This is a genomic window from Embleya sp. NPDC127516, assembly GCF_044765325.1.
In the GTDB taxonomy this organism is placed as follows: Bacteria; Actinomycetota; Actinomycetes; order Streptomycetales; family Streptomycetaceae; genus Embleya.
On the sequence record NZ_JBIWJT010000010.1, the window covers coordinates 234,265 to 249,943 of the forward strand.

16 protein-coding genes are annotated in these 15,679 nt (G+C 72.6%); 12 read left to right on the forward strand and 4 right to left on the reverse strand.

The genetic code is table 11. The features are described 5' to 3' along the window. The first annotated feature begins 78 nt into the window (after nt 1–78). From ACIRL2_RS21220 to ACIRL2_RS21235, 4 genes are all read left to right on the forward strand, one after another. Complete coding sequence (locus tag ACIRL2_RS21220; protein WP_395870489.1) at nt 79–1,029, forward strand: ABC transporter ATP-binding protein; 951 nt, start codon at nt 79–81, stop codon at nt 1,027–1,029. Then, complete coding sequence (locus tag ACIRL2_RS21225) at nt 1,026–1,754, forward strand: ABC transporter permease (RefSeq protein WP_395870491.1); 729 nt, start codon at nt 1,026–1,028, stop codon at nt 1,752–1,754. The genes ACIRL2_RS21220 and ACIRL2_RS21225 overlap by 4 nt, the downstream gene beginning before the upstream one ends. Nucleotides 1,755–1,819: 65 nt before the next feature. Then, a complete protein-coding gene (locus ACIRL2_RS21230; RefSeq protein ID WP_395870492.1) occupies nt 1,820–3,028 on the forward strand; it encodes a sensor histidine kinase in 1,209 nt (402 codons plus the stop codon). Between the two features lie 10 nt (nt 3,029–3,038). Further along, a complete protein-coding gene (locus ACIRL2_RS21235) occupies nt 3,039–3,644 on the forward strand; it encodes a response regulator (protein ID WP_395870495.1) in 606 nt (201 codons plus the stop codon). A gap of 27 nt (nt 3,645–3,671) precedes the next feature. On the opposite strand, the gene ACIRL2_RS21240 is transcribed toward ACIRL2_RS21235, so the two are convergent. After that, a complete protein-coding gene (locus tag ACIRL2_RS21240) occupies nt 3,672–4,424 on the reverse strand; it encodes a class I SAM-dependent methyltransferase (protein WP_402233979.1) in 753 nt (250 codons plus the stop codon). Between the two features lie 176 nt (nt 4,425–4,600). Between ACIRL2_RS21240 and ACIRL2_RS21245 the strand changes: the two genes are divergently transcribed. Next, a complete protein-coding gene (locus ACIRL2_RS21245; RefSeq protein WP_402233981.1) occupies nt 4,601–6,214 on the forward strand; it encodes a cellulose binding domain-containing protein in 1,614 nt (537 codons plus the stop codon). Between the two features lie 28 nt (nt 6,215–6,242). On the opposite strand, the gene ACIRL2_RS21250 is transcribed toward ACIRL2_RS21245, so the two are convergent. Together ACIRL2_RS21250 and ACIRL2_RS21255 are read right to left on the reverse strand one after the other, a co-directional pair. After that, complete coding sequence (locus tag ACIRL2_RS21250) at nt 6,243–7,082, reverse strand: SirB1 family protein (RefSeq protein ID WP_402233983.1); 840 nt, start codon at nt 7,080–7,082, stop codon at nt 6,243–6,245. Continuing rightward, entirely contained in the window at nt 7,079–8,017 is a 939-nt protein-coding gene (locus ACIRL2_RS21255) for a GNAT family N-acetyltransferase (RefSeq protein WP_395870504.1), read from the reverse strand. Before ACIRL2_RS21255 ends, ACIRL2_RS21250 begins: the two co-directional genes overlap by 4 nt. A gap of 204 nt (nt 8,018–8,221) precedes the next feature. Here ACIRL2_RS21255 and fdxA point away from each other — a divergent pair, with 204 nt between their 5' ends. From fdxA to ACIRL2_RS21280, 5 genes are all read left to right on the forward strand, one after another. Beyond that, entirely contained in the window at nt 8,222–8,548 is a 327-nt protein-coding gene (gene fdxA / locus ACIRL2_RS21260) for a ferredoxin (protein WP_020556628.1), read from the forward strand. An 88-nt stretch (nt 8,549–8,636) separates the two neighbouring features. Continuing rightward, nucleotides 8,637–9,719 carry a succinyldiaminopimelate transaminase gene (gene dapC / locus ACIRL2_RS21265; RefSeq protein WP_402234073.1) on the forward strand — a complete coding sequence of 361 codons (1,083 nt, stop codon included), beginning with the start codon at nt 8,637–8,639 and terminating at the stop codon, nt 9,717–9,719. A gap of 68 nt (nt 9,720–9,787) precedes the next feature. Then, nucleotides 9,788–10,849: a succinyl-diaminopimelate desuccinylase gene (dapE, locus tag ACIRL2_RS21270; protein ID WP_395870506.1), complete on the forward strand. Its 1,062-nt coding sequence runs from the start codon at nt 9,788–9,790 to the stop codon at nt 10,847–10,849. An 89-nt stretch (nt 10,850–10,938) separates the two neighbouring features. Beyond that, nucleotides 10,939–11,724: a TIGR00730 family Rossman fold protein gene (locus tag ACIRL2_RS21275; RefSeq protein WP_395870508.1), complete on the forward strand. Its 786-nt coding sequence runs from the start codon at nt 10,939–10,941 to the stop codon at nt 11,722–11,724. Between the two features lie 98 nt (nt 11,725–11,822). Further along, nucleotides 11,823–13,229, forward strand: coding sequence for an alkaline phosphatase PhoX (locus ACIRL2_RS21280; RefSeq protein ID WP_395870510.1), 1,407 nt, complete (start codon nt 11,823–11,825; stop codon nt 13,227–13,229). Nucleotides 13,230–13,362: 133 nt separating this feature from the next. Here ACIRL2_RS21280 and folP read toward each other — a convergent pair whose 3' ends face one another. Next, nucleotides 13,363–14,175, reverse strand: a complete 813-nt coding sequence (gene folP, locus ACIRL2_RS21285; protein ID WP_402234074.1) for a dihydropteroate synthase — start codon at nt 14,173–14,175, stop codon at nt 13,363–13,365. Nucleotides 14,176–14,381: 206 nt separating this feature from the next. Between folP and ACIRL2_RS21290 the strand changes: the two genes are divergently transcribed. Both ACIRL2_RS21290 and ACIRL2_RS21295 read left to right on the forward strand, forming a co-directional pair. Next, a complete protein-coding gene (locus ACIRL2_RS21290; RefSeq protein WP_402233986.1) occupies nt 14,382–15,089 on the forward strand; it encodes a DivIVA domain-containing protein in 708 nt (235 codons plus the stop codon). After that, a complete protein-coding gene (locus ACIRL2_RS21295; RefSeq protein ID WP_395870514.1) occupies nt 15,086–15,664 on the forward strand; it encodes a DNA-3-methyladenine glycosylase I in 579 nt (192 codons plus the stop codon). The genes ACIRL2_RS21290 and ACIRL2_RS21295 overlap by 4 nt, the downstream gene beginning before the upstream one ends. The last annotated feature ends 15 nt before the right edge of the window (nt 15,665–15,679 follow it).

Genomic DNA, 15,679 nt, shown 5'->3' on the forward strand with positions numbered 1-15,679 from the left:
GCGCCCATGACATCTGTCATGGCGCGATCAGGAGGTTTCCCACTTCGTCGTGTCCACGCCTTCGGCCAGGCTGAGGCCATGAAGATCAGGGCTGGGGAACAGACGACCGCGCCGGCCGTCGCGCTGAGCGGCGTGCGCAAGCGCTTCGGTGACCTGCACGCGGTGGCCGGGCTCGACCTGGAGCTGCGCCAGGGCGAGACGGTCGCGCTGCTGGGGCCCAATGGGGCGGGCAAGTCGACCACGCTCGACCTGCTGCTGGGCCTGAGCAGGCCCACCGAGGGCACCGTCGCGCTGTTCGGCGCCGACCCGCGCGAGGCGATCCGTCGCGGCCGGGTCGGCGCGATGCTCCAGACCGGCGGCCTGATGCCGGACGTGACCGTCGGCGAGATGGTCGAGCTGGCCCGAGACCTGCATCCGCGCCCGTTGCCGCAGGCGGAGGTGCTGCGCCGCGCGGGCATCGAGGACCTGGTCGGCAAGGACGTCGGCAAGCTCTCCGGCGGGCAGGCCCAGCGAGTGCGGTTCGCGGTCGCCATCGCGGGCGAGGTGGACCTGATCGTGCTGGACGAGCCGACCACCGGGATGGACGTGGACAGCCGGCAGCGGTTCTGGGTGAGCATGCGCGAGCAGGCCGAGCTGGGCCGCACCGTGCTGTTCGCGACGCACTACCTGGAAGAGGCGGACAACGTCGCCGACCGGGTGCTCGTGCTGCACCGGGGCAGGTTGCTCGCCGACGCGAGCGCCGCGCAGATCAAGGCCCGCGCGGGACTGCGCCGGATCGCCTTCGACCTGGACGCCCCGGTCGAGCGGTACGAGCCCACGCTGCGCGCGCTGCCCGGCGTCGAGCACCTCGAACTGGGCGCCGGCACGGTGCGCATCCGCAGCGCCGACGCGGACGAGACGGTCGCCGCGATCTACGCGGCGGGCCTTCGGCCGCGCGGACTCGAAGTGGCCGGACTCGGCCTGGAGCAGGCGTTCCTGGCGATCACCCAACAGGCGGACGAGGCGGAAGGCACGGAGATCGCGTCATGAAGACCCTGATGAGGCTGGAGATCCTGCGGATGTTGCGCAACCGCCGGTACCTGATCTTCACGCTCGCCTACCCGGTCGCGATGTACCTGATCTTCGGCAGCCAATCCGGTGACGTCGACGGCACCGACGTCTCCGCCTACATCATGGTGTCGATGGCCTCGTTCGGCGCGGTCGGCGCGACGCTCAGCGCGGGCGTGCAGCGGATCGCGGCGGAACGGCAGAGCGGGTGGACCCGGCAGTTGCGGCTGACCACGCTGACCGGGCGCCAATACGTGATCTCCAAGCTCGTGTCCGCCTCGGTGGTCGGCCTGCCCGCGATCGTGCTGGTGCTGTTCACCGGCTTCCTGCGCGGCGTGCGGCTGGACCCGTGGCAGTGGGGCGTGATCGTGCTCGCCCTGTGGTTCGGCTCGTTCGTGTTCGCGGTGCTGGGGATCGGGTTGGGCTATCTGGTCGCACCCGACTCGGCGCAGCCGATGTTCATGCTGGTCTATCTGGGCATGGCGGTGCTCGGCGGGATGTGGGTCCCGCTGACCGGGTTCCCGCGCTTCCTGCAGGACGTCGGACACGTGATGCCGACCTACCGATTGGGCCAACTCGGCTGGGAGGTGCTGGGTGGACACCACCCCCGGGTGTCGGACGTCCTGGTGCTGGCCGGCTATCTGGTCGCGTTCACCGCGCTGGCGGCGTGGCGCTACCGTCGCGACGAGCAGAAGGTCGCGGCCTGATCCGGGACCACTCGCAGGACGGGGTCTCGTGCACGACGGGATCCTTCGTACGGAGGGCGCACGACATGGACTGGTCGGACCCGACGCGGCAGGACAGCGCGCGAGGGCGGGCGATCCGGATGTCGTGGTCGCTGCTGTGGTTGTTCTTCCTTACCCCGGTCGTGCACGACCTGGCGACCGGGGACTACGGGCCGGTACGGCTCGCGGTGGGCGCGTTCGGCCTGCTGGTGGTGGTGGTCTGCTACGTGTCGCTGGTGTTCGGCGGGGTCGGCTGGTTCGGGCTGTTCGGGCGGGTGGAGGGCGCGCTGCGCAAGGCGCTGGACAGCGATCGCGCCCAGCAGGTGACCTGCCTGGTGTTGTGGGCGACCGCGGTCGCGCTGATCCTGACCTTCGACGACGCGTGGTTGGGCCTGATGGTCTACGTGTCGGTGTCGGTCGGCGCCGGGCTGCGGTTCCCGCGGTCGATGTGGGCGATCCTGGGCTGTGTGCTGAGCGGGCTCGTGCTCGGTGTGCTGCTGGACGCGGCCGGCAACGACATGCTCGTACTCGCGTTCGTCACGGTGCTCACCGGCGGCCTGATGATCGGCGTGCGCCGACTGCTGGAGACGCTGGCCGAGTTGCGCGAGGCCCGGGAGATCGTGGCCCAGCTCTCGGCCAACGAGGAACGCCTGCGGATGGCGCGCGACCTGCACGACGTGCTGGGCCACTCGTTGTCCCTGATCACGCTCAAGAGCGAGCTGGCCGGCCGGTTTCTGCCCGGGCACGTCGAGCGCGCGGCCGAACAGGTCGCGGACATCGAGCGGGTCAGCCGGCAGGCGCTGGTGGACGTACGCGAGGCGGTCGGCGGATATCGGCGGCCGACCTTCGCGGTCGAGCTGGCGGGCGCCCGGATCGCCGCCCGGGCGGTGGGCATCGAGCTGATCCAGCTCCCGGAGCAGTGGCCGGTGTGCCCCGACCCGGAGGCCGAGGCCGTGCTCGCGTGGGCGCTGCGCGAGGCGGTGACCAACACGATGCGGCACAGCGGCGCACGGCGCTGCACGGTGGCGCTGGGCACGGGCCCGGTGTGGAGCCTGGACGTCACCGACGACGGGCGGGGTGCGGCGGGTCGCGAGGGCAACGGGCTGACCGGGCTGCGCGAGCGGTTCGCGGCGGCCGACGGCAGCATCGGTGTGGGTGTCCCCGAGGGCGGCAAGGGGTTCCGATTGACCGCTTCGGTCCCGGTGCTTCCCGGTAAGGACGAGGAGGGGCAGATCGATCCCGGGGCGAACCGCTAACGTTCGGCCGGTGATCAACGTTCTGCTCGCCGAGGACCAGGCCATGGTGCGCGAGGCACTCGCCGCGCTGCTGGGCCTGGAGGAGGACATCCGCGTCGTCGCCCAGGTCGCGCGTGGTGACGAGGTGGTCGAGGCGGTCCGGACGAGCGCGGTGGACGTGGCCCTGCTGGACATCGAGATGCCCGGTCAGGACGGCCTGGCCGCCGCGGCCGACCTGCGCCGGGCGTTGCCCGGGTGCCGGATCGTCATGTTGACCACGTTCGGCCGGCCCGGCTACCTGCGTCGCGCGATGGAGTTGGGTGCGGACGCGTTCCTGGTCAAGGACGCGCCCGCGGCCCAATTGGCCGACGCCATCCGGCGGGTGCTGCGCGGTGAGCGGGTGATCGACCCCACGCTCGCGGCCACCGCGCTCTCGGTCGGCGCCGATCCGCTCACCGAGCGCGAACGCGACGTGTTGCGCGCGGCGGCGGACGGCTCGACGGTGTCCGAGATCGCGTCGCGGTTGCACCTGTCCGAGGGCACCGTGCGCAATCACCTGTCCTCGTGTATCGGCAAGACGCACGCCCGCAATCGGGCGGACGCGGTCCGCATCGCGCACGAGAACGGCTGGTTGTGAGCGGCCGACCGTGAGCCGCCGGGCGGGTCAGGTCGCGACCGCGACGAAGCGCAGCCGGACGTAGTCCGCGTACCACGTGCCCTCGCGCGACCGGCGGTCGCGCACCAACTCGTCCACGCGGGCCAACAGCGTCTCGTGCGCGGCTTCGGGGAAGTGCGCGAGGGTGCTCGGCCCGAACATCCGCCACCAGTCGGCCGCGGTGTCGCCGGGGGCCAGTGCCGTGGGACGGTCGAAGTACTGCATCAGGCGCACCTCGAAGCCGGCCCGCTCCAGCCGACCGGCGTGCTCGGCCGGGCTCGGGAAGTACCACGGCAACACCGGTTCGCCCAGGCCCTGTTCGGCGGCGGCCGTGCGCAGGCCCCGGATCAGCGCGGCGACGTTGCGGCCGCCGCCCTGCTCGGCGACGAAGACGCCGCCCGGGCGCAGCGCGGCGTGTACGCGGGCGAGCACCTCGTCGGGCCGGGTCATCCAGTGCAGCGCCGCGTTGGAGAAGACCTTGTCGACCGGCTCGGCCGACGTGAAGGTGTGGCCGTCGGCGACGTCGAAGCTCACCCCGGACCCGGCGTGCTTGGCCCGTGCGGTCCGGATCATCCGCGCGTCGGCGTCGATCCCGTGCACCCGCGCACCCGTTCCGGCGATCTCGACGGCGAGGTCGCCGGTGCCACAGCCCAGATCCAGGATCGACTCGTCCGGCCGGGGCGCGAGCAGATCGATCATGGGGCGTCCATGTGCCGAGACGAAGCCGAAGTTGCTGTCGTACGTTGTGGCATCCCAATCCATGCCTTGCAATGTATGACTCCTATCCAGAATTCGATACTCATATCTCATGGAGTGAGACGAAAGATCTTTCTCGTGGATCACGCGGACAAGATCGATGGGACGCGAGCCCGAAGGCCGGTAGAGTCCTCGTGCCCGGCGGCCCGAGTGCCGCCGGAGAGGATGTCGGAGGAATGGGCATGGGGTCGCACCGGGCAAGCGGGCCCGAGCCGGGCTCCCGTCGTCCCCGTCGGGAGCGGATCCGCTGGCTCGCGGCGAGTGCCGCGCTCGCCGCACTGCCCGCCGCTTTGATCGTGGCCCTGTCCGGGGATTCCTCGACCCCCGACCACGCGCTCAGCGCCGATTACGTCCGCACCGGCTCGTGGCCCACCGGCTACAGCGGGCAGTACGTCCTGCGCAACTCCGGCTCCGACACGGTCAAGGGCTGGACCCTGCGCTTCGACCTGCCGGCGGGCACCCGGATCGCCAACGTGTGGAACGGCAGGCTGGAGCCCGCCACCGGCAAGTACACGGTGCGCAACGAGAATTGGAACAAGGCACTGCGTCCGGGCGAGAGCATCGTGGTCGGCTTCGAGGTCCGCCGGGACGGCGCCGGTGTGCCGACCGCGAGCGAACCGGCCCGCCCCGACGGGCCGATCGCCTGCACGATCAACGACAAGCCGTGCACCGGGGCCGGTCCGACCGCCTCGGGCGAGCGGTCGACGCCGGCCGGTTCGATTCCGCCGGTCGGCCCGCTCGACACCGACCGGCGCACCGCCTCGGCCGCCCCCACCGCGACCGGCACCGCACGCGCCGGCGGCTCGCCGGCCGGCTCGACACCGCCACCCGCGAGCGGACCCGCCGGCGGCGCGACCCCGCGCTCGGGCACGGTCGAACACCTCGCGCCCTACCTGGACATGACGCTCCCGGGCCCGCTCGACCCCACTCAGGCGGGAGCGGCCGGCACGGTGCGCGAGCGCACGCTGGCCTACGTCGTGGACGGCGGCGGCTGCCGGCCGATGTGGGGCGGGGTGACCCGACTCGATGATCCGGCGACCACCGGCCGGATCGCCGCGCTGCGCGACGCGGGCGGGTCGATCCGGGTCGCGTTCGGCGGCGCCGGCGGCACCGACCTCGCCGCGTCCTGCGGCACGCCCGAGGAACTGGTCGCCGCCTACCGGCAGGTGCTGGCCGCGACCGGGGCGAGCGGCATGGACCTGGACATCGAGGGCCGCTCGCTGGTGCGCCCCGACGTGGTGCAGCGGCGCAACGCGGCACTGCGCCTGCTCCAGGAGGGCGCCCGCGCGAACGGACAGAGCGTGGACGTCGGGTACTCGCTGCCGGTGGACCCGCTCCAGGGCCTGGGCGAGGAGGCCAAGGCGCTGCTGCGGGACGCCGCCGCGCAGCGGGTCGAGGTCTCCTACGTCAACGCCAAGGCGCTCAATTACGGCGCGGCGGTGGCGCCTCGACCGGAGGGCCGGATGGGCCGGTTCGCGAGCGATGCCGCGCACGCCGTGCAGGGGCAGATCCGCGAGGTGTGGCCGAACCTGTCCGAGGAGCAGGCCTGGCGGCGGGTGTCCGTGACGGTGATGATCGGCCGCAACGATGTCGCCGGCGAGGTGTTCACGCTGGAGGACGCCCGCACCTTCACCGAGTTCGCCCGGTCCGTGCATCTGGGACGGGTCGCGTGGTGGTCCGCCGCGCGCGACAAGCCGTGCCCCGAGGACGCCGCGGACGCGACCGGCGCCGACCCCACGTGCAGCGGGATCGCCCAGGACGCCGACGCGTTCCTGCGTGTCTTCGGCGGCGGCTGAGCCGCGCCACGCCGCCGGTTTCGAGGCCTCAGTTCAGTCGGGCTCGGGCGGCTTTGGCCTCGGCCAGCACGCTCTCGGCGACCTTCGGGTCGATGCGTTCGACCAGCTCCGCGTACTCCTGCAGCTGTCGGGCGCCGGCCGCGAACTGGCCGGTCCGCGCGAGCAGCGAGCCGCGCTCGTGCCGCAGCGCCGCCGGATGACGCGGCAGCAGCAGGGACAGCTCGACCGCCCACAGCCGGGTCCAGGCACCCTCGATGCCGCGCTCGGGCTGGGCGGCCCAGGCCCGGATGTTGTTCAGGACGCGGAGCAGGATCGTGGTCGGCCTGGCCGGTTGCAGCAGCGTCGGATCGCCCGCCTGGCCGCCCGCCTCCGCGGCCAGGCGCCGGGCTCGGGACACCGACAGCGGCACCCCGCCGTGGAACGGGTCGGCCAGCTCGAACGCGCCGTCCGGATCCCCGATCCCGACCACGAAATGTCCCGGCAACGCGACGCCGTACACCGGCAGCCCGGCCCGTCGGCCCACCTCGATCCACACCACCGACAGCAGGATCGGCAGTCCGCGCCGGCGGCGCAGCACCTCGTGCAGCAGCGACGAGCGCAGGTCGGCGTAGTCGGACTGCTGCCCGAAGAAGCGGGCCCGCCCGCCGAGCACCGAGGCCAGCGCCGCGGCGGCCCGCGGCGGGTCGTACTCGGATCCCGCCTCGGCCCGCACCGCGGCCGCGAGCCGATCCAGCTCGGCGATCCCCACCGCGGGGTCGAAGGCCGGGTCGACCTCGACGCCCATCAGCAGCGCGGCCTCGGCCAGATTCACCTCGTCTGCCCGGACCACCGAGGCGAACCGGTCGCGGGGGTTGCCGGGAGCGCTCACGGGCGCTCGACCGGCGACCGGCGGTAGTGGTAGCCGTGGTGGTCGGTGAAGCCGAGCGCGTCGTAGAGCTCGCGCGCGGGCCGGTTGTCCGATTCCACCTGGAGCCAGCCGGTGACCGCGCCGCTCGCCAGCGCCCGGTCGGTCAGCGCCCGCACGATCGCCCGGGCGTGGCCCCGACGGCGGTGGGCCGGGTCCACCTCCAGGGCGGCGAAGCCCGCGTACCGACCGAGCACGCACACGCGTCCGATCGCGATCGGCTCGGCGGAGGCCGGATCCGAAACGGTCGCGAACAGGGTGCCCGGCGGTCCCTGCAGCACGTGTCGCTCGGCGCCGCCGCCCGGGCCCGCGACGTGGTGGTAGAGCGAGAGCCACGCGTCGGTGAGGGTGCTCTCCACCCGAACCGCGCTCGCGTCCACGTCGCGCAGTACGTCCGCCGCGCGCACCAGTCGCCCCGTGCGCATCAGCGCGTCGCCCTCCGCGGGCCAGTCGGCCGCGTCCAGGAAGCGGTCGAACGGGTCGTCGTGCGCGACCTGGAACAGTGTCGGCAGCCTGCGCTCGGCGTACCAGGCATTCACTCGATCGAGTGCCTCCGCGAACGGCACGCCCGGCTCGCCCAGGACCAGCACCGAGTTCGCCCGCCGGGTGAATCCCTCGGCCGCGCGCAACAACCACTCGCCGTAGGTGGCGATCTCCGGCGCGGGCCAGGACCGGCTGGCCACGTCCTGCAACCGGGCCGGGGTCAGGCGTCGGACCGGCGGCGGGACCACCTTGGCGGCCACGATGCTCGCTTCGGCCACCCGGGCGATACTGCCGTCCCTGCGGGTGATTGTCAGCACACCGTCGCGCCAGTCCACGAGGTCGCCCACGACGTCTGTGTAGGTCGCTCCGGAGTCCTCCGGCGGCAGCTCGCGGCGCACCGACACGCGTCTGCCCACATCCCGTGGTGTGATCCTCTTCACCTGTCCGGCTTCCCCGATCCGGGCTGACCTCGTCCGCCCACGTCTGCTGACATGTTCCCGGCCCACAGGTAAGGGCCACCTGCTAGGAGTAGGCCCCGGCCCACCGCGATACTAGTTGCGGGCACCGACGTTGCCGCGCTCCCGCGCACCCTGTACCGCCCGCATGAGGAGGAACCCGACGTGACCTACGTCATCGCGCAGCCCTGCGTCGACCTGAAGGACAAGGCATGCATCGAGGAGTGCCCCGTCGACTGCATCTACGAGGGTGAGCGTGCGCTGTACATCCACCCCGACGAGTGCGTCGACTGTGGAGCCTGCGAGCCCGTCTGCCCGGTCGAGGCAATCTTCTACGAGGACGACACCCCGGAGCAGTGGAAGGACTACTACAAGGCGAACGTGGAGTTCTTCGACGACCTCGGTTCCCCGGGTGGCGCGTCGAAGATGGGTCTGATCGCCAAGGACCACCCGCTGATCGCCGCGCTGCCGCCGCAGGCGACCGGCGAGTAGCGCCGACGTGACCGCTTCGCACAACGGTGCCGAAGCACCCGCCGACCCCGCCGCCGCGCGGGGTCGGCAGGCGCGTCGTGTCACCGACCTGCTCCCCGTCTTCCCCTGGGACCGCCTCGAACCGTTCGGCCGGCGGGCGCGCGCCCACCCCGACGGCGTGGTCGACCTCTCGGTGGGCACGCCCGTGGACCCCACCCCGGAGCCGATCCGCGCCGCGCTGCGCGCGGCCGCCGACTCGCCCGGGTATCCGACCGTGTTCGGGAAGCCCGAACTGCGCGAGTCGATCGCGGCGTGGCTGCGCCGCCGGCTCGGTGTCACCGGCGCGAACCCGGACGCGGTGTTGCCGGTGATCGGCACCAAGGAACTCGTCGCGGCGCTGCCGGCCCAGCTCGGGCTCGGCCCGGGCGACACGGTCGCGCACCCGGCGCTGGCCTACCCCACCTATGACGTGGGCGCGCGCCTGGCCGGCGCCACGCCGCTCGCGGTCGTGGACGGCACGCTGCCGGACCCGGCGGGCGTGCGGATGATCTGGCTCAACTCGCCGGGCAACCCGCACGGCGCGGTGCGTTCGGCCGACGAGCTGCGCCGCATCGTCGAGTGGGCCCGCGCGCACGAGATCCTGGTGGTCTCCGACGAGTGCTACATCGAGCTGTGCTGGGACGCCCAGGCGGTGTCGGTGCTGCACCCGGACGTGTGCGGCGACTCGCACGAGGGGCTGCTCGCCGTGCACTCGCTGTCCAAGCGCAGCAACCTGGCCGGCTACCGCGCGGGCTTCGTCACCGGCGACCTCGCGGTCGTCCGCGAGCTGCTCGCGGTGCGCAAGCACTCCGGGCTCATCGTGCCGGGTCCGGTGCAGGCGGCGATGACCGTTGCGTTCGCCGACGACGAGCACGTCGCGGCGCAACGCGCCCGCTACGCGGCCCGGCGGACGGCACTGCGCGGCGCGCTGGAGTCGGCCGGCTTCCGGATCGAGCACTCCCAGGCGAGCCTGTACCTGTGGGCCACGCGCGACGAGGACTGCTGGGAGACCGTGGCGTGGTTCGCCGAGCGTGGCATCCTGGTCGCCCCCGGCGACTTCTACGGCTCGCTGGGCGAGCGGCACGTGCGGATCGCGTTCACCGCGACCGACGAGCGGGTGGCGGCGGGCGTGGACCGGCTCAAGAACGGTTGAGCGACGAACCCCGATTCACTTGACACATCGTCAGTTGTCGTGTCCCGGGGCAGGGATAGGCTGCCGGTATGACCGTGAGGCTTGATCTGTCCCAGGACGCGGCGTCGCTTACCGCGCAACTCGTCGACATCCCCTCCGTCAGCGGCGACGAGCGTGTGCTCGCCGACGCGGTGGAGGAGGCGCTGCGCGCCTGTCCACATCTGACCGTGTACCGCGACGGCGACTCGGTGGTCGCGCGCACCGACCTCGGTCGGGCCGAGCGGATCCTGATCGCGGGCCACCTGGACACGGTCCCGATCGCGGACAACCTGCCGTCGCGGATCGAGGGTCCGCTGATGTACGGCTGCGGCACCTCGGACATGAAGAGCGGCGTCGCGGTGCAACTGCGGCTCGCCGCGCACCTGCCCGAGCCCAATCGCGACGTCACCTACGTGTTCTACGACTGCGAGGAGGTCGACGCCGCCCGCAACGGCCTGCTGCGGCTGGCGAACACCCATCCGAAGTGGCTGGAGGCCGACTTCGCGGTGCTGATGGAGCCGACCGGCGGCGCGGTCGAGGGCGGCTGCCAGGGCACGTTGCGGGTGCGGATCACCACGGTGGGCACCCGGGCGCACTCGGCCCGCTCGTGGCTGGGCGACAACGCGATCCACGCCGCGGCGCCGATCCTGACCCGGTTGCAGGGCTACGAGGCGGCCCGGGTCGTGATCGACGGGCTCGAATACCGCGAGGGGCTCAGCGCGGTCGCGATCGAGGGCGGCGTCGCGGGGAACGTCATCCCCGACGCGTGCACGGTCACGGTCAACTTCCGGTTCGCGCCCAATCGCAGCGTCGAGGAGGCGTTCGAGCACGTGCGCGAGGTGTTCGCCGGCTTCGACGTGGTGCTCACCGACTCGGCGGAGGGAGCGCTTCCGGGACTGGACCGGCCGGCCGCGGCGGCGTTCGTGGCGGCGATCGGCACCGCGCCGCGGGCCAAGTTCGGCTGGACCGACGTGGCACGCTTCTCCGCGCTGGGCATCCCGGCGGTCAACTACGGGCCCGGCGACCCCAATCTCGCGCACAAGCGGGACGAACACGTGGAGATCGCGCTGATCGGCGACAGCGAGAGCCGGTTGCTGCGCTGGCTCGGGTAGCGGTCGGCGCGCGGCGCCTTCGCCGCCCGCGCGGGGCGGTTACCGGGTAAATCCGATCAACCGCCGCTCCGGCGTGACAGGGTGGCCGGATGGATGCGCGATTCGCTCCGTCGGAGGAGCCACCCGAGTTCGCCTCGCCCAGTGAGGTGGAGGAACAGCATCCCGGCATGGGTCACCTCGGTACCGAGGCGTGGCGCGTGCTGCGGATCCAGACCGAGTTCGTCGACGGCTTCGGCATGCTCGCCGATCTCGGCCGGGCGGTCAGCGTGTTCGGCTCGGCCCGGACCAAGCCGGGCTCGGCCGAGTACCGGATCGGCGAGCGGGTCGGCCGGGCACTGGCCGAGGCCGGCTACGCGGTGATCACCGGCGGTGGCCCCGGCGCGATGGAGGCCGCGAACAAGGGCGCCCGGGACGCCGGCGGCCAATCCGTGGGCGTGGGCATCAAGCTCCCGTTCGAGTCCGGGCTCAACCCGTACGTGGACCGGGGCATCACGTTCCGGTACTTCTTCGCGCGCAAGACGATGTTCGTCAAATACGCGCAGGGCTTCATCGTGCTGCCCGGCGGAATCGGCACGCTGGACGAGTTGTTCGAGGCGCTCACCCTGGTCCAGACCGGCAAGGTCACGCACTTCCCGGTGGTGCTGATCGGGCGCGACTACTGGACCGGGCTGATCGACTGGGTGCGCGACGTGGTGATCGCGCAGGGCAAGGCGTCGCCGGCCGACCTGGACCTGATCCGGATCACCGACGACGTGGACGAGGCGGTGCGGATCATCCGGGACGCGGATCTGGAGTGCTCGAAGATCGAGGCCGAGTCGCGCGCGGACAAGGCCGCCGCCGAACGCCGCGCCGGTGGCGGAGCAATTGCCACCTGACGGGCATTCGGGCGCCCCGTCGCGTTCACTTGGGGGACACCGACGGGCGAAAGCGTAGGGGCGTCCCGATTTTTCCCGCCTGTCACTGGAGAAACCAGATGTCGCTGTCCCGTAGGGGTTTCCTCGGTCGCACCGCCACCACCGGTGCCGGTGTCGCCCTCATCGGCAGCACCGGCATGTTGCTCGCCCCCAACGCCTCGGCCTCGTCCCGCGGCGGTCACGGCCGGCCGCCGGCCCAGCCCGGCTACGGTGCGCTGATCAACGACCCCGCCGGGCGCCTGGCGCTTCCGAAGGGCTTCTCGTACCAGATCGTCACCGAGGCGGGTGTCACCAAGCTGGAGTCGGGCGAGGCCACCCCGAGCAACCACGACGGCACCGGCGCGTTCAAGCTGCGCGGCGGCGGCACGGTCCTGGTCAACAACCACGAGCTCGGCGGTTCGCTCAAGGACACCCCGCTGCCGGTTCCGCACCTGTCCGGTCTGACCTACGACGAGGGGCTCGCCGGCGGCTGCACCGTGGTCGAGGTGAACCGTTACGGCAGGCGCATACGCGAGTACGTCGGCGTGGCCGGCACCGCGACCAACTGCGCGGGCGGGGTGACCCCCTGGGACACCTGGCTGACCTGCGAGGAGACCGAGCAGCTCGCCGGTCAGGGCAGCGCGACCAAGGACCACGGCTACGTGTTCGAGGTCGACCCCTACGACCGCCGCGCCAACCGCGACCCGAAGCCGATCAAGGCGCTCGGCCGGTTCGCGCACGAGGCCGTCGCGGTCGACCCGCGCCGCGGTCACCTGTACCTGACCGAGGACGCGGGCAACCCGAACGGGCTGTTCTACCGCTGGGAGCCCCCGCGCCACTGGGACGGCGGCCGCGGCCGGCTGCGCAAGCTGGCCGACGACGCGGGCACCCTCGCGGCGATGCGCTGCGTGGACGCGAGCGGCAAGCACGTGGACGACCTCTCCCGCGCGACCGAGATCGGTACCACGTACGCGGTCAACTGGGTGACCGTGCCCGAGCGCGACGCGCGCACGGTGTCCATCCGCAAGCAGTTCCAGAACAGCGACATCACCCGCGGTCGCAAGATCGAGGGCATCTGGTGGGGCGACGGTGGCGCGTACGTCGTCACCAGCTTCGCCCGCAAGGAGAGCCCGGGCACGCCGCACGACGGCCAGATCTGGTTCTACGACCCGCGTCGGGGCCGGCTGACCCTGAAGCTGCGCTTCGGCGTCAACACCACGCCGGACGTGGACGGTCCCTACGACGGTCCGGACAACATCAGCGTCTCGCCGCACGGCGGCGTGATCATCGCCGAGGACGGCGAGGGCGTCCAGCACCTGCTGGGTGCGACCGAGGACGGCAAGACCTACCCGATCGCGCGCAACGACATCCCCGGCGGCAGCGAGTTGACCGGCCCGACCTTCTCCGAGGACGGCCGCACGCTGTTCGCGAACCTGCAGAGCCCGGGCACGATGTACGCGATCACCGGTCCCTGGAAGCGCTGCTGATTCGACGGCGACGCCGCCCCGGCGGTCCGCACCCCCCGATCGGCGCCCCCAACGTCGGCGCCCGCCCCCACCTTCCCGGTGGGCGCGGGCGCCGTACGCGTCCCCGGGGGCCGCGTGGGCGGCCCCCGGGGGGTCAGGCCAGTCCCCGCCGGGCCACCGCGGGCTGCCGGATGCCGTGGATCGAGGACACCATGTCCAGCACCTGCCGCGTCTCCGCCACCTGGTGCGCGCGGTACACCCGGGCGCCCAGCCACGCGCTCACCGCGGTGGTGGCCAGCGTGCCGAGCAGGCGCTCGTTCACCGGCTTGTCCAGCGTCTCGCCGACGAAGTCCTTGTTGGACAGCGAGACCAGCACCGGCCAGCCGGTGTCGACCATCTCGCCGAGTCGGCGGGTCGCCTCCAACGAGTGCCGGGTGTTCTTGCCGAAGTCGTGCCCGGGGTCGATCAGGATCGCGTCCCGGCGCACCCCGAGCCGCGCGGCGCGCTCGGCCAGGCCGACCGTGACGTCCAGGATGTCCTCCATCACGTCCACGTAGCCGATCCGGTGCGGCCGGGTGCGCGGCTGCGCCCGCCCGGCATGCGTGCACACGATGCCCACGTCGTACTTCGCGGCCACCTCGGCCAGCTTGGGGTCCACCCCGCCCCACGCGTCGTTCATCAGGTCCGCGCCCGCCTCGCAGACCGCCTCGGCCACCTCGTGTCGCCAGGTGTCGACGCTGATCACCACGTCGGGGTGGCGGCGGCGGACCTCGGCCACGAAGGACGCCGTCCGGCGGATCTCCTCGGCGACGTCCACCTCCGCCCCCGGACCGGCCTTGACACCCCCGATGTCCACGATCCCCGCGCCCTCGGCGACCGCGCGCTCGACCGCGTCCAGAGCGGGTCGATCGTCGAACGTCGCGCCCTTGTCGAAAAACGAGTCCGGCGTCCGGTTGACGATCGCCATGATCACCAACTCGTCACCGCCGAACTCCCGTCGTCCCAGCCTCAGCGTCGTCACCCCGTCGACCTCCGCTACCCACACCCTGCACGTGCCACCTGACCCCCTGATCGTGGCACGATCGTCCCGTGCGACGACCCGGGGGCTTCCCGAAGCGGCCCGGAGCGGACACCCGTGCCAGCACCTGCACCACCGTCGAAGGGGAGCCGTCCGTGTTCTGGATCCAGCTTGTCGTGGTGACCGGGGTGATCCTCGTGATCGCCGCGGTCGTGCTCGGGGCGGGTGGCTCCCTCCCCGACGCCTACCGCGAACAGCCCGAGCTGCGGATGCCCGGCGACCGCCCGCTCACGAGCGCGGATGTCGACCACATCCGGTTCCCGGTGGTCTTCCGCGGCTACCGGATGAGCGAGGTCGACCTGGTCCTGGACCGCCTCACCGGCGAGCTCGCGGCACGCGACGCGCGCATCCTGGAGCTCGAGTACAAGATCACCGGCACCACCCCGGCCGGGCTCACCGTCTCGGTCCCGGGCGCGACCACCGCGGGCGCGAGCGCGGTCGGCGCCGGCCGGCTCGCCCCGCCGCCGCGCGGGTCGGGCACCACGCTGTCCCTGGAGAAGCCGGACCGGGCCGACGAACTCGTCGCCGACGCGACGTCGACCCCGACCCCGGCCGCGCCCGCGGCCGTCGACGAAGCGGACGGGACGCGGGACGAGAGTCCGAACGAGCAGCGGGACGAGACCGCGGACGCGAAGCGGGACGAGACGCCGGACGCGGGGAAGACCCCGGAGGCGAGTGCCGAGGCGGCGACCGAGCCGGGCGCTGCGGCGGACGCTCCGGCCGACCGGGTCGGCGACGCCGAGTCGACCGCGGAGTCGACCGCGGAGTCGACCGCCGAGCCGAAGGGCGACCCGAAGCCGTGACCGTCGTCGGCGGTCCGATCGCGGGACCGGACGGGTTGCCCCGCTGCCCGTGGGGCGCGTCCGGCCCCGAGGACTACCGGGCCTACCACGACACCGAGTGGGGCGTCCCGGTGCACGGCGAGGACCGGCTGTACGAGCGGTTGTGCCTGGAGGCGTTCCAGTCCGGGCTGTCCTGGCTGACCATCCTGCGTCGGCGGGCGGGCTTTCGGGCCGCTTTCGCGGACTTCTCGATCGCCCGGGTGGCGCGGTTCGACGACGCGGATCGGGCTCGGCTGCTCGCCGACGAGGGGATCATCCGCAATCGGGCCAAGATCGACGCGGCGATCGCCAACGCGCACGCCGCGCAGGCCCTCCAAGGCGGTCTGGACGCGCTCGTATGGTCGTTCGCACCTTCCGGACGCCGGAAGGCTCCCGCGGCCCTGTCGGACGTACCGGCGGTCACCGACGAGTCCACCGCGCTGGCGAAGGAGCTCAAGCGCAAGGGTTTCCGGTTCGTCGGCCCGACCACCGCCTACGCGCTGATGCAGGCCTGTGGGCTGGTCAACGACCACCTCGAGGGCTGCGTGTCCCGCTGAACGCGGCCGGCCGCG

Excerpts from the sequence above, each read along its gene's own strand:
- ACIRL2_RS21220 (WP_395870489.1), top strand. The coding sequence starts at position 79 with ATGAAGATCAGGGCTGGGGAACAGACGACCGCGCCGGCCGTCGCGCTG.
- ACIRL2_RS21225 (WP_395870491.1), top strand. The coding sequence starts at position 1,026 with ATGAAGACCCTGATGAGGCTGGAGATCCTGCGGATGTTGCGCAACCGC.
- ACIRL2_RS21230 (WP_395870492.1), top strand. The coding sequence starts at position 1,820 with ATGGACTGGTCGGACCCGACGCGGCAGGACAGCGCGCGAGGGCGGGCG.
- ACIRL2_RS21240 (WP_402233979.1), bottom strand. The coding sequence starts at position 4,424 with ATGGATTGGGATGCCACAACGTACGACAGCAACTTCGGCTTCGTCTCG.
- ACIRL2_RS21245 (WP_402233981.1), top strand. The coding sequence starts at position 4,601 with ATGGGGTCGCACCGGGCAAGCGGGCCCGAGCCGGGCTCCCGTCGTCCC.
- dapE (WP_395870506.1), top strand. The coding sequence starts at position 9,788 with ATGACCGTGAGGCTTGATCTGTCCCAGGACGCGGCGTCGCTTACCGCG.
- ACIRL2_RS21275 (WP_395870508.1), top strand. The coding sequence starts at position 10,939 with ATGGATGCGCGATTCGCTCCGTCGGAGGAGCCACCCGAGTTCGCCTCG.
- ACIRL2_RS21280 (WP_395870510.1), top strand. The coding sequence starts at position 11,823 with ATGTCGCTGTCCCGTAGGGGTTTCCTCGGTCGCACCGCCACCACCGGT.
- folP (WP_402234074.1), bottom strand. The coding sequence starts at position 14,175 with ATGGCGATCGTCAACCGGACGCCGGACTCGTTTTTCGACAAGGGCGCG.